This window comes from Sphingomonas sp. Tas61C01, assembly GCF_052567495.1.
In genome coordinates this window covers 3,624,281-3,637,615 of record NZ_CP199583.1, presented here as the reverse complement: position 1 = coordinate 3,637,615, position 13,335 = coordinate 3,624,281, and the positions used below count along the sequence as shown (strand labels likewise).

Below are 13,335 nucleotides of genomic sequence, written 5' to 3'. Positions count from 1 at the left end.
TAACCCTCCCCGGTCAATTGCCTCGATCTGTATCAGATAGATTGAAGAAGAGTATTGGCTTCTGGAAGCCCGTAGAACAGCGTGCCCTCGCGACGAACCAGCAATGTCGTGCCGCCGGCCGGCAGCGTGTCGGCATCGTCATGTGGTTCGACCATGATGAAATGCGCCTGGCCGTGCCGGTCGACGACCTTCGCGCGGGCCGGCGCTCCCCGGCGCGCCGTGCCCTCGAGGATCGTGCCCCGATACCGGAGCAGATCATCGGTGTGGATGATCGTGGTTTCGAAGCGCGGAAGGATCCGGGCGAGACCGTTCGCCGCGATCGTGTTCAGCAATCCTCCGATGACGAGCGCGATCGAGGATGCCAGCCACCAGGACAATGGCGCCCCGGCGATCGCGGTAGCGGTCTGCTGCGCGGCCAAGCCCGTCAGGGTGAAGCAAGCGAGGAGCGACGTCAGCCAGACGAGGATCGGCAGCTCGTTGCCGAGCCCCAGCCAATCGAGCAACCCGTCATGTGCATCGGCCCCGAGATCGGCATGGACGTCGAGATGCCCCAGCCCTAACCCGATCGCTTCGATCAATCCGATCCCGATCATCACCGTGAACGCGATCGCGAACGGAAGATAAGGCAGCGTCAGGATCTCGGCGATCATCGGACGGACGTAGCACGCGGGCGCGGCATCCGGAACCGGCGGCGACTGTCTGGATAAATGGACGACCGGCACCATACGACAGTAGCGCCGCGCAGCGGATTAGATCTTTTTTGAAAAATAACTCAAGAATATGCATCTTTTCTCCCAGCAGAACGTGACGTTGATCCGCACTAGACTTTCGCTGAACAGACGTATTTGAACTAGTCGATAATAGATTGTACACTTCACACTCTTCTTGTAGCGCTATCGGCGAGAACAAGACGAGCCGACAGGCTCAAGGAGAGAAGCTATGTTATCGATCCGCACGCTTACCCTGGCGGCAAGCTTGATGGCGAGCCCCGTCATGGCCGCCGACGTTGTCACGGTCACCCCCGCGAACCCGCCATCCGGTCAGGCGCAGGGTCCTGCGCCGTTCACCTATCGCGGCACCGCGGGCAGCCGCACGCAGCAGGTCTACGCATCGAGCTTCTTCACCACGGCGCAGAACATCACCAGCCTGGCGTTCCGATCGACGCCGGGTTTCCTCAATGGCGCGAACTACGCCAATGTCGGCATCACGCTATCGACGACGAACTTCGGCGACGAAACCGGAACGCCGCTCAGCTCGGTCTTCGCCGACAACATCGGTGCCGACGCAGTGTCGGTGTACCAGGGCGCGCTTTCGTTCGCCGCACCGGCGACGGGCGGCTTCGACTATGTGGTCAGTTTCATGACCCCGTTCCTTTACGATCCGACGAAGGGCAACCTGCTGCTGGACGTGCTGCTGCCGAACGGCACGGTTGTCGACGGATCGAGTTTCTTCCTCGCCTCCTACGACACCGCGAACGCGTTCGACGATGGCGTCTACAGCGTCAATTCGGTCTTCGATGGCAGCGCGACGAGCGGCTTTGCCAACACCGCAGCGGCGATCACGCAGTTCACCGGCACCAGCGTCGCTGCCGTGCCCGAACCCGCCACCTGGTCGATGATGCTCGTCGGCTTCGGCATGATGGGCGCTGCGGTGCGCTATCGTCGGCGTTCGACCAAGACCGCCTACGCATAACATCCGCCAGTGATATGACGAGGAATCCGCCGGCAAGACGCCGGCGGCTTCTTTGCGTGTGTCGCAATCACGTCGGATCGATTGCACCCTTCATCGCCGCCGCGCGCGTGGAGAGCGGAACCGATGCAGGGAGCAGGGTCAGCACATGCGCGGCGAGCGGCACGGTGCCGAGATTGGCGGCAAAGGTGAGCAACTCGCCCTGGAACGCCACCTCCAGATTGACGGTGCCGGTGGCTATTCGAAGATCGACGCAGGCGATCCGGTCGTACCGATGGAACTGCGTCCGGATGACTCGAACACGTAGCCCGGCCCGCTCGACGACCAGCAGCGGCTTGGCGTTGTTGATCGCGACCGCGTACCACCACGGCAGGCCACGTAGCCCGGCAAAGGTGGCGAGCACAGGGATCGTCGCCGCCCCCGCCGCATCGACCCTGACGTTGCCGATCGTCGCCCGTTCGAGCTTGTGCCGCATCATCCATCGCGAAAGACGGGTCATACCCGCAACCATGCCGTACAGCACCGCGAAGAACGCCGCCCACCGTGCAAGGCCGCTGATGATAGGCCCGAGCGCGATCGCTCAGTCTTCCCTGGCGTCGGATCGGCCATCCTGCCGTTCGAACATCATCCTGTCACCCTCGCGCTCGAACGACGGCGTTCCGGCGGTCACGGTGACACGCGCGTTCCAGAGATCGACGACGCCGATGTCGTCAGGAGTCAGGATGTACCTGACCGCATCCGCGTTGCGGACGTCGACCATGAAGCGGGACGAGGTCAGCTGCCGAAGATGGCGAGCAGCGGCACGAAGCCCAGGATCGCGACCGGGATCGACCAATATTCCATGCGAATCCAGAACAGCTTGTGGAGCCGGTGGAGCACGACCTGCTGGTTGGTCGCCGGATCGACCAGGACGCGCGGCTCCGAGGCGTTCATCCGCTTGCCGATGAACCAGTTCGCCGCGGCCCCCGCGAAGATCCCCGCGCTGATCGCCAGATAGGTCAGATCGGCATGGCCGGCGGCGGCGAGCAGCGCCTGCAGGATGCCCCCGACCACGATCGACGTGCCGATGACGATCGGGATCGTCAGAAAACCCCAGCGCGTCCAGATCAGAAAAATCATGCACTATCCTCTTGTTCGATCTGTGGTCTTCAACTCGGTTCGGTACAGCGCTAGCCACATGTCGCGGTCGCCCCCGCAGCGCTGCTGCCACTCGAATGTGGCGAGCCTAAACGTCGCGCCGTCGAACGCCCATTCGGTACGGCTGCCGCAATCGGCCATGCCGCGGCCCTTGCTGAATTCGGCCAGCGTCGACCGTGCTGGATCGAACACCAGCTCGACATACTCGCCCGCAGTATTCGGCTCGCTCGGCTGATCGATGATGGGTGGCTGCGGTAGCACCAGCAAGCGCGCGCTGCGTGGATTGCCGGGATCACCGACGAAGGCCAGCGAGCTGGTCTGGTACGCGAACCGGCCGCAACCGATCACGACCAGCGCCTTGCCGTTTGGGAGCAGATCGGCGCCGTCGCCGATCCCGGGATCCATGTCGCATTCGTGCGCTTTCAGCAGCGCCGATTGCCCCCGACGCACCGCCGCAGCGAAGACGGCGCCGCCCGGCATCGCCGACGAACGACGCACGGTGATCACGGGGAGCGGCACGACGCGCGGCGTCGCGCCCGACGGCTTGGGACCGACGCGCACGATCGCGCTTCGGTTGCCGAGCCGCCCTTGCACCTCGTCTATCGCCAGCAGCACCGCGGTCAGCCCCTTCAGCGACACCGATTGCCGACGCGTCTTAGCCGGCACCGTCAGTTCATGCGCCGCGGCGATCCCGCGCAGGAACCGCAGCGCCGCATCGTCGACCGCCTTTGCGCCGTCACGATCGGCGCTCCCGACCCACGCCACCCTGGGCGCGGCCCGCCCGTCGACCAGCATCGCGTCGGCCCGCAGCGAGCCGATGCCGCTCAGCCCGATCTGCAGCCCGATCGGCCCCTCTTCGCGAACGATCGTCATGCCGAAGACGTCGCCGTTGTCATCGCCTTGCAGCGCGCCGTCTTCCTCGGGCACATAACGCGCGACGCAGCGACGAGTGTTGTCGCACCCCAACAGCCAGTCGCCGATCTCGCGATAGACCGGTAACACCGCCGTCCCCGCCGGCCAGCCGGCGGCCGCTCGGCCACCAGCATCCCGATCGCACACAGGCACGCCATCGAGCGCCAACCAACCGCCATCGTCATCGCCCTTTCGGTTTCGGGAAGGGCCTGTCGAGTGCCGCCGGGAAGGTCGTAGCATCCTACGTCGCGACGTCACAGTGCTCGCGTAGAGTCGTCCGCTACAAGCGACCCTGCTCGCAAGGTTCGCGGTCGGCTACGAGATCCCCTCGCAGTTACCCGCGAATAGCGCCGCCTGTTCGGCGCTCCGCCACGCCGGGACATCGAACGCCTCCACGCCGCGCCGGTCGCGACGATGGCGCTCTAGAATAGACCTACGCCGTTCGAGAAGCGAACCCGACATCCCGCACCCTCGCCCGAGGGCGACGTAGCGCCCAAGCAACGGCTCCAAGCCCGGCGATCATCATCACCCAGTTACTCGTCTCGGGAACCGCGGAGATGGCGACCCGCAGCGATGTCGGGGCCAAGCCGCCCAATGCGAAACGCCCGTCGCCAAATGCCACGAAGAAACTCGAAGGGTTTGCGGATCGCAGGTCCGCCGCCCGATCGAAGCTACCGCTCCAGGTCCCGGCACTCTCCAGGCCAGCGGGAAATGCGTTGGTGGCGTCGAATAAGTTGGTGGCAGCCGTGAAGATCACACCCGGCCGCGAGAAATCGAACACGTCGAAGGTCCGTTCGCCGGTGCCGGCGCTCACCAGCCCGAGCGAAATGCCCTCGAACGACACGGTCGTGCCGCCGATCGTGAGTGCCGCGCGCCCGAATGCGGCCGAGGGGGCCGGCGACCATGCCCCGCCCAACAGTTGGACCGCCGGCGAGAACGGCCCGGGCACAGACCCCGCGAACGTGGCATCATCGAGGTCGAAGCTATAGGCCACGCTGAACACCTGGCCGCCAAGCAGTTGGAAATCGCTGGAAAAGACGCCGATGTCGAAAGCACTATCGCCATTGGCCTGCGCGATTACAGTACCGCTCACCGTCGCCGTCAAAACGGCCGCTCCGGCCGGCGACGCCAACGCCAACAGGCCCACCGCGCCCGTCATGGCGATCGCAATTCGTGTGTTCATGATGCCCCCCCGGATCCTTCGCGGAAAAGCTAACATTGAAGCTAGCCTATGGTAAGCTGCGCGAACGCTTTATTTGCTGAAGGCGTGGCTTGGCATCATCGCGTCGGACCACGATTGAAGTACATCACGCATTTGTCGCCTTCCAGGCGGCCCGAAAACTCCAGCACGGTCGCGCCTTCCGCCAGCGACAGCAGCGGCGACGAATAGTTAGGGCATGGATGGTCGCGCGCGCCGGGGACGCCGACCGGCGCGGCGATCGTCGTCCATGGTCCGGCCGGGTTTCCGCTGGCGCTCTTGAAGATCGTCGTGCCGTTGCCTGCGGCGACGGTGCCGTCTGCCTTCATCAGCATCTGTCCCACGACGAGGAGCGGGCCGCTGGACAATACGGTGTTGTACGGCGCGTGTACGAAATGACGGCCGTCTGGCAGGCGGATGGCGGTTCCGGCCTGGGTGGCGTTACCCCAGTTCCAGCCATCGTTCGACGTCTTTAAGAAGGTCGCGCAGGCGGCGGGGCCGCACAGCTCGTAGGTCATGAAGCGCGTGCCGCGAGCCAAACGGGACACCACGGCCATGCCGGGGCGATCGGCGCGCACCGTGCTGGCGACGAGGTCCTTGGTGTCCTGCCACCGCGCGCCATCATAGCTGCGCGTCGCGACGAGCTTCTGATCCCAAATCGAGCGGTTGGTTTCGTCGGAATACATCATGACCAGCGCGCCGTCCTCGGCGACGGAGAGTTCGGGTTCCCATAGCCCGCCGGCATTGAGCGAAGCGATCGCGGACAGGAAGCGCCACGTCCGGCCATCGTCGGCACTCATGTAGATCTTGATCGTCATGCGCCGATCGATGCCGCCATCCTGGCCGATCGATCCCGACCACAGCAGCGTGCCGGCGGGCAGCTTGCCGATCGCCCTCGGCAACTGGAAGATCGTGCCGCAGCACAGCCCCGTCCCGAAATCGGGGTCGGTGATCCGCGACAGAGGGCGGAAGGTCACGCCAGCGTCGGCGCTGACATACACATCGATGTGCTTGCCCCCGGCAAAGCCGGTCATCGCCGCCAGGATCTCACCATTGGCGAGTTGCCGGGCGCGCGCATACATTGACGGATCGGTGGTCAAGCGCGTCTGAGTCTGCGTCGTGCCGATCGACCCCGACAGCGCAACCAGGGCCGCCACTACCATGCCGACGTACTTCGCAAGGATCATGCGGCTTTCTCCGTATCGATCGCTCGGAGCGGCCGCCCTACGACGTCGGAGCTGACGCATGGGGGTGACCAGCCGCCCGCCGGGACGAGCGGACCGTGGCGGCTGATCATGCCTAAGACGGAGCGGATCCACCCCAACCTTGGCATAAGGCGAGCGCCACTCCTCACTCGGTCTCGCGCACCCAGATCGACCGGAAGCTGATCGGCGTGCTGGGATCGCCATGATCCTGCAGCTTGATCGGCGATGCGCCGTGCGTGGTGTAGCGCGGCTGCCCGACGTAAACGGTCTCTCCCTTCAGCGCGACATGGTCCTGCACCAGCACGCCGTTCCACAACACGGTGACGTACGCCGGCGCTTTCAGCGCGCCGTCCACCGCAAATACGGGGGCCGTCCACACGACGTCGTAGGTCTGCCACATACCCGGCTTGCGCGCTGCGTTCACCAGCGGCGCATGCTGCTTGTAGATGCTGCCCGCCTGGCCGTTGACATAGGTCTTGTTGCCGAAGCTATCGAGGATCTGGAGCTCGTACCCGGCATCGCCGTTGCCGGTCGAGGCGAGGAACAACCCGCTATTGCCGCGCGCCTGCCCCTCGCCGGCGATCCCCGGCGGGATGCGCCATTCCAAATGCAGCTGATAGTTGCGGAAACGGCGTTTGGTCTCGATGTTGCCGGTGCCCTTGCGCACCGTCACGGCGCCCTCCCCCACGGTCCAGCGCGCAGGCGACTTGTCGTTGGTCGCGACCCATTCGTCGAGGGTGCGGCCGTCGAACAGGACGACGGCATCGGTGGGCGCCGCAGCGGGCGTCGCCGCAGCCGGCGCAGGCGTCACGACGCGCGGCTCAGGGCTCCATACCTCGGTATCCTCGGGCTTGGCCGCGGGTGCTGCTTGCACGAGCAGCGCTGTGACGACCGCGGCGATCACAGCGTCCACCCCGCACGGTATTCGCGATCGAGAAATCGGTTCGCGTCCGCCACGTTGGTGACCCGCCCGGTGGCGCCGTCATACTCGATCGGCTGGTCCGCCCGCAGCGCGACCATCCCCAGGATCATCGTCTCGTTGAGCGGCACGGCGACCGAGAAGGGCGAGGAGATCGCCTCCTCCCCACGAATGGCACGAATCCAGTTCATCTCGTGCGCATCGCGGCCGCCGGCGATGCGCGGCAGGGACACGGGCACCGCCGCGGCCCGCGCGTCGACGCCGTCGCCGATCAGTACCGGCTTCTCGCCATAGGTGTCGTGCATCATCATGCCGCGATCGCCGACATAGAGCACGCCCCCGTCCGGGTTCATCCGCGCACTCGCCGGCATCGCGGCGGGCGTCGGCGGCATCAGCCCGCCGTCGTACCAGGTCAGCGTCAACGGGCCACCGGGCGCGTTGCCGAACCGATAGGTGGTGATCGTCGCGAGCGGGTAGCTACCGAGGTCGACGGGCGGCCTTCCGTCCCACACATCGGTGTCGCCGCCCCAGCGACTGTGCCGCGTCTCGATCCGGGTCGGGAGCCCGGGCTGCAACGCCCAGACCGGAAAGTCGATCAGGTGCGCGCCCATGTCGCCGAGCGAGCCGATCCCGAACGGCACCCACCCCCTCCAGTTGAAGTGCGCATAATCGGGGTTGTAGCCCCAGTCGACGGCTGCGGGCCCGCGCCACAGATCCCAGTCGAGCGTCGCGGGCTTCGCCACCGGGCCAGGACGCGCTTCGCCCTGCGGCCAGATCGGACGATTGGTCCAGGCATGCACCTCGCGCACCCGGCCGATCACGCCGCCGCGGATCAGTTCCACCGCGCGGCGGCCGTCGTCGCCCGAATGGCCCTGGTTGCCCATCTGGGTGACCAGCTTCGGGTTGCGGTTGGCGAGATCGAGCAGCACCCTGCCTTCGCGTACCGTGTAGGTCAGCGGCTTCTGCACATAGACGTGCAGGCCGCGCTCCATCGCGTTCTTCGCGGCGATCGCGTGGTGATGATCGGGGGTCGCGATCACGACCGCATCGATGTCCTTGCGGCTGTCGAACATCCGCCGGTAATCGGCGTGCTTCGCGGCGCGATCGTACGACGCCTTCAGCGCGGCACGATCGGCGCGGGCCTGGCCCTTGTCGTCGGTGAACGACTTGGCGACGTGCGCGAAGTCGACATCGGCGAGCGCGACGATGTTCTGGCTGGTCAGCTTGGCCATGTTCTGCGCGCCCATGCCGCCCGCGCCGATCACGGCGACGTTGACCCGATCGCTCGGCGCGATGCTGCGTGCAGCGGCTGCAACTCTCGGCAGCGCGAGCAGCCCGGCGCCAGCAGCGGTGCCGCCGAGCCAGTCGCGGCGGGTCATGCCCCCGCTCACGCGGGCATACCGGGTTCGGTGCGGGCCACGCGATGGCCGTCATCGGAACGTGCCGGCTTGGACATCGGAATACTCTCCTCTTTGGTTGCCGAAGCTGACAGCGCCGCCTGCGTTCGACAAGCGTCATCTCTTGTCACGATCGATGCTCGACGCCGTCCCCCGGCCGACCGGTTGCGTTTAGCGAATGACGCTGCTCTATTCCGGCAACTCACCGGCGACGGTGCTGTGACTGACGGGGAAGAGACAGCGCGCATGCTCGAAATCGCGGACCTCACGCACATCTACGCCAACGGGACGCGCGCGCTGGACGGCGTGAGCCTGTCGATCCCGACCGGCATGTTCGGGCTGCTCGGGCCCAACGGCGCCGGCAAATCGACCCTGATGCGCACCATCGCGACCCTGCAGAGCCCGACCAGCGGCCGGATCGTCTTCGGCGACCTCGACGTGATCGCCGAGCCCGAGCAATTGCGCCGCACGCTCGGCTATCTGCCGCAGGATTTCGGCGTGTACCCGCGGGTGTCGGCCTACGACATGCTCGATCACATGGCGGTGCTGAAGGGCGTGAGCGGCCGCGGCGATCGCAAGGACACCGTCGAGCGCCTGCTGCAACAGGTCAATCTGTGGCCGGTGCGCAAGAAAGCGCTCGCGGGCTTCTCCGGCGGCATGCGCCAGCGCTTCGGGATCGCGCAGGCGCTGATCGGCAATCCGCGGCTGATCATCGTCGACGAACCAACCGCCGGCCTCGATCCCGAGGAACGCAACCGCTTCCTCAATCTGCTGGGCGAAATCGGCGACAACGTCGTCGTCATCCTGTCCACCCACATTGTCGAGGATGTGGCGGACCTGTGCCCGCGCATGGCGGTGCTGGCCGGCGGCCGCATCCTGCTTGAAGGCGCGCCGCTCGCGCTGATCGACGAAACCCGCGGGCGCGTGTGGCAGAAGACGATCGAGCGCGACGAGTTGGAGCGATACCGCGCCGACCACCGCGTGATCTCGACCCGGCTGTTCGCGGGCAAGACCGTCATCCACGTCGCCGCGGATCACAGCCCCGGCGACGGCTTCACGCCGGTCGCGGGCGGGCTCGAGGACGTCTATTTCTCGACGCTCGATGCGTCGCGTCGCGCAGCCTGAGCGGGATGCGCTGACAATGTTCGCCGGCATCCTCGGCTTCGAGCTTCGCTACCAGCTCAAGAACCCGGTCTTCTGGGTCGCGGTGGTGATCTTCTTCCTGCTCGCGTTCGGCGCGACGACGGTGGACCAGATCTCGATCGGGTCCGGCGGCAACGTCCACAAGAACGCGCCGTTCGCGATCGCGCAGATGATGCTGATCCTCAGCCTCTTCTACATGTTCGTATCGACTGCGTTCGTCGCCAACGTGATCGTGCGCGACGATGATTCGGGCTTCGGCTCGATCATCCGGGCGACCCGGATCACCCGCTCGAGCTATCTGTTCGGTCGGTACTGGGGTGCGTTCCTGGCTGCAGCGATCGGCTTCCTCGCGATCCCGCTGGCGGTGTGGATCGGCAGCATGATGCCGTGGCTCGATCCCGATCAGGTCGGCGCGAACGGCCTGGGCTTCTATCTCCAACCCTATCTTTGGCTGGCGCTGCCCGACCTGTTCATGACGTCGGCGATCTTCTTCGCGCTCGCTACGTCGACGCGATCGATGATGGCCAGCTATATCGGCGCCGTCGTCTTCCTGATCCTGTGGACGCTCGCCACCGTCGTGCTCGACAAGAACCCCGCCTATGAAGTCGCGGGTGCTTATGGCGAGCCGCTGGGCTTCGGCGCGGTGAGCTACATGACCAAATACTGGACTGCTGCCGAGCGCAACACGCTGCTGCTGCCGCTCGATGGCATGCTGCTGTGGAACCGGTTGCTCGCGATCGCGATCGGCGCGGTCGGCCTCGTCGCCGCGTTCGCCACGTTCCGCTTCGCCGAGAAACCGTCGCGCAAGCAGCGCAAGGCCGCAAAACTCGCGGAGGCCGCGGAAGCCTCCGCTGCGCCCGCGCCGATCGCGATCCTGCCGTCGCCGCGCTTCGATCGCTCGACGTCGCTGGCCCAGCTCGGCCTGCGTACCCGGTTCGAGATGGGGCAGGTGTTCAAGAGTCCCGCCTTCTTCGTGCTGATGGCGCTCGGCCTGTTCAACGCGATGGGTTCGCTCGTCGATCTCAGCGAAGCGTTCGGCACGCCGGTCTACCCGGTGACGCGGGTCGTCATCTCGCTGATGGTCGGAACCTTCGGGTTCATCCCGGTCATCGTCGCGATCTATTATGCCGGCGAGATCGTCTGGCGCGAACGCGATCGCAAGACCCACGAGATCATCGACGCCAGCGCGATCCCCGACTGGGCCTATGTGCTGCCGAAGGCGCTGGCGGTCACGCTCGTGCTGTTCTGCACCCTGGCGATCAGCGTCGTCGGCGGCATGCTGATGCAGCTGTTCCACGGCTACGACCAATTCGAACTCGGCAAGTATCTGGTCTGGTACGTGCTGCCGCTGACCGTCAATTTCACGCTGATGGCGGTGCTGGCGGTGTTCCTGCAGGCGCTCAGCCCGCACAAGTTCGTCGGCTGGGGCCTGATGGTGATCTACCTGATCACCACGGTGACCTTCCGCAATCTCGGCTTCGGCGACGTTCTCTACAATTACTCGCAGGCGCCCGAGCTGCGGACCAGCGACATGAATGGCCTCGGCAAGTTCTGGATCGGCTCCTGGACCGTGAAGGCCTATTGGACCGCCTTCGCGGTGCTGCTGCTAGTCCTCGCCCACGCGCTATGGCGACGCGGGACGGAGACGCGGCTGATGCCGCGCCTGCGCCGGCTGCCAAGGCGGCTCGCGGGCGGCGCGGGGGTGATCGCGGGCATGGCCGCCCTTGCCTTTGTCGGGCTCGGCGCCTGGATCTACACCAACACCCATGTGTGGAATGAATACCGCACCACGGTCGGCGACGACGACTTCCTCGCCGACTACGAAAAGGCGCTGCTGCCTTATGCCACCCTGCCGCAGCCGTCGGTACGGGCGGTGAGGATCGCGCTCGATATCCACCCCCATCAGCCGAAGATGGTGGCGACCGGTGTCATGCAGCTCGTCAACCTTACCGACGCGCCGATCCGCGACCTCCACATCCGCCTGCCCGATCGGAGCACCCGGCTCGCCGCGCTCGGGGTGCCGGGGGCGCGGCTGGTGCGAGATTACCCGCGCTACCAATACCGCATCTACCGGCTCGCCCGGCCGCTCGCCCCCGGCGGCGCCACCAGCATCTCGTTCCGCACCGAACGCGGGCAGCGTGGCTTCCGCAATTCCAGCAACGACACCCGGCTGGTCGACAACGGGACGTTCCTCGACAACACTGAATTCTCGCCGCAGATCGGCATGAACCGCAACGGCATGCTGCAGGATCGCGTCAAGCGGCGCAAACATGGCCTGCCGTCCGAACTGCGCCCGCCCAAGCTGGAGGACGTCGCCGCGACGCGCCACAACGGCTACGCCTTCGACTGGATCCGCACCGACATCACCGTCACCACTGACGCCGATCAGACGCCGATCGCCCCCGGCTACAAGGTGTCCGACACCAGCGCCGCTGGTCGCCGAACCGCGCGCTTCGTGGTCGGTGCACCGATCCTCAACTTCTATTCCGTCCAGTCCGCGCGCTACCGGGAGGCGCACCGGCGTCATGACGGGATCGATCTGGCGGTCTATTACGACCCGATCCATTCGACCAACGTGAACCGCATGCTCGCCGCGTTCGGCCATGCCCTGGACTATTATCAGCCCGCGTTCGGTCCATACCAGTTCCGACAGGCTCGGATCATCGAATTCCCCGATTATGCCAGGTTCGCACAGGCCTTTGCCGGCACGATGCCCTATTCGGAAGGGATCGGCTTCATCGCCGACCTCTCCGATCCCGACAAGATCGACTATGTGACCTATGTCGCCGCGCACGAAATGGGGCATCAATGGTGGGCACATCAGGCGGTCGGCGCCGATGTCCAGGGCTCGACCATGTTGACCGAGACGCTGGCGCAATATTCCGCGCTGATGGTGATGGAGAAGCTGTACGGCCGCGACCAGATCCGCCGCTTCCTGAAGTTCGAGCTCGACAATTACCTGAAGGCGCGGGGCGGCGAGGCGATCGAGGAACTGCCGCTCGACCGGGTCGAGGACCAGCCCTACATCCATTACCGCAAGGGCTCGCTGGTGATGTACCGGCTGAAGGACCAACTCGGCGAAGCGCGCGTCAACGCCGCGCTGAAACGCTACGTCACCCGCTACAGGTTCAAAGGTGCGCCCTATCCTCGCAGCCTGGACCTCATCGCGGAGTTCAGGAAAGGCGCGACCGCGTCCGAAAATGCGCTGATCACCGATCTGTTCGACCGTATTACCCTCTACGACATCAAGACCAAGTCAGCCGCATCGGCCAAACGCCCGGACGGCCGCTGGCAGACGGTGCTGACGGTCGAGGCGCACAAGCTCTACGCCGACGGTCGCGGCAAGGAGCATGAGGCGCCGCTGAACGAGACGACCGAGATCGGGCTGTTCACCGCGATGCCGGGTCGCGGCAAGTTCGCGGCGAGCGATGTGCTGCTGCTCGACCGGGTTCCGATCCGGTCCGGGGTCCAGACGGTGACGTTGGTCAGCAAGGCCAAACCCGCCTTCGCCGGCGCGGACCCGTACAACACGCGGATCGACCGCAACTCGGACGACAATGTGATCGCCACGAACTGATCGGTTCGTAGGGCCGTCGGCGCAGACCTGCCTGTTGTTGTCGCGAGGAGCGTGACGGCAGCCGAGCACCGATGCCCTCAGGCTGCGTCTCTTCGGACTATTGATAGATCTACCTACTCACCCCTCCTTCAGGAGAGACGTTTCATGAATTCGTAGGC

At 65.6% G+C, this 13,335-nt stretch carries 12 protein-coding genes; 3 read left to right on the top strand and 9 right to left on the bottom strand.

All coding sequences use genetic code 11. From position 1 onward, the window contains the following. Positions 1-32 precede the first annotated feature (32 nt). The gene (locus ACT009_RS17045) at positions 33-650 is read right to left on the bottom strand and encodes an OB-fold-containig protein (protein ID WP_445192239.1); all 618 of its coding nucleotides are present in this window, start codon (positions 648-650) and stop codon (positions 33-35) included. Between the two features lie 289 nt (positions 651-939). Between ACT009_RS17045 and ACT009_RS17040 the strand changes: the two genes are divergently transcribed. Further along, positions 940-1,692 (top strand): PEPxxWA-CTERM sorting domain-containing protein, encoded by a 753-nt coding sequence (locus ACT009_RS17040; protein WP_445192238.1) that lies wholly within the window; start codon positions 940-942, stop codon positions 1,690-1,692. Between the two features lie 67 nt (positions 1,693-1,759). Here the strand turns inward: ACT009_RS17040 and ACT009_RS17035 are convergent, their stop codons facing one another. The 8 genes from ACT009_RS17035 to ACT009_RS17000 all read right to left on the bottom strand — a co-directional run bounded on the left by ACT009_RS17035 (position 1,760) and on the right by ACT009_RS17000 (position 8,439). Then, the gene (locus tag ACT009_RS17035) at positions 1,760-2,188 is read right to left on the bottom strand and encodes a hypothetical protein (protein ID WP_445192237.1); all 429 of its coding nucleotides are present in this window, start codon (positions 2,186-2,188) and stop codon (positions 1,760-1,762) included. Between the two features lie 81 nt (positions 2,189-2,269). Next, positions 2,270-2,449 (bottom strand): hypothetical protein, encoded by a 180-nt coding sequence (locus ACT009_RS17030; protein ID WP_445192236.1) that lies wholly within the window; start codon positions 2,447-2,449, stop codon positions 2,270-2,272. Between the two features lie 14 nt (positions 2,450-2,463). Next, positions 2,464-2,808: a hypothetical protein gene (locus tag ACT009_RS17025; RefSeq protein ID WP_445192235.1), complete on the bottom strand. Its 345-nt coding sequence runs from the start codon at positions 2,806-2,808 to the stop codon at positions 2,464-2,466. A gap of 3 nt (positions 2,809-2,811) precedes the next feature. After that, positions 2,812-3,828 (bottom strand): DUF1176 domain-containing protein, encoded by a 1,017-nt coding sequence (locus ACT009_RS17020; protein WP_445192234.1) that lies wholly within the window; start codon positions 3,826-3,828, stop codon positions 2,812-2,814. 343 nt (positions 3,829-4,171) lie between these two features. Then, on the bottom strand, positions 4,172-4,921 hold the full coding sequence (locus ACT009_RS17015) for a hypothetical protein (protein WP_445192233.1): 750 nt from the start codon (positions 4,919-4,921) through the stop codon (positions 4,172-4,174). A gap of 95 nt (positions 4,922-5,016) precedes the next feature. Then, the gene (locus ACT009_RS17010) at positions 5,017-6,255 is read right to left on the bottom strand and encodes a sialidase family protein (protein WP_445192232.1); all 1,239 of its coding nucleotides are present in this window, start codon (positions 6,253-6,255) and stop codon (positions 5,017-5,019) included. Between the two features lie 31 nt (positions 6,256-6,286). Beyond that, positions 6,287-7,054, bottom strand: a complete 768-nt coding sequence (locus ACT009_RS17005; RefSeq protein ID WP_445192231.1) for a 3-keto-disaccharide hydrolase — start codon at positions 7,052-7,054, stop codon at positions 6,287-6,289. Next, the gene (locus ACT009_RS17000; protein WP_445192230.1) at positions 7,042-8,439 is read right to left on the bottom strand and encodes a Gfo/Idh/MocA family protein; all 1,398 of its coding nucleotides are present in this window, start codon (positions 8,437-8,439) and stop codon (positions 7,042-7,044) included. The genes ACT009_RS17005 and ACT009_RS17000 overlap by 13 nt, the downstream gene beginning before the upstream one ends. Positions 8,440-8,508: 69 nt before the next feature. Between ACT009_RS17000 and ACT009_RS16995 the strand changes: the two genes are divergently transcribed. Together ACT009_RS16995 and ACT009_RS16990 are read left to right on the top strand one after the other, a co-directional pair. Beyond that, positions 8,509-9,582, top strand: a complete 1,074-nt coding sequence (locus ACT009_RS16995) for an ABC transporter ATP-binding protein (protein ID WP_445192229.1) — start codon at positions 8,509-8,511, stop codon at positions 9,580-9,582. Then, positions 9,560-13,177 (top strand): M1 family aminopeptidase, encoded by a 3,618-nt coding sequence (locus ACT009_RS16990; protein ID WP_445192228.1) that lies wholly within the window; start codon positions 9,560-9,562, stop codon positions 13,175-13,177. The genes ACT009_RS16995 and ACT009_RS16990 overlap by 23 nt, the downstream gene beginning before the upstream one ends. Positions 13,178-13,335: the final 158 nt, after the last annotated feature.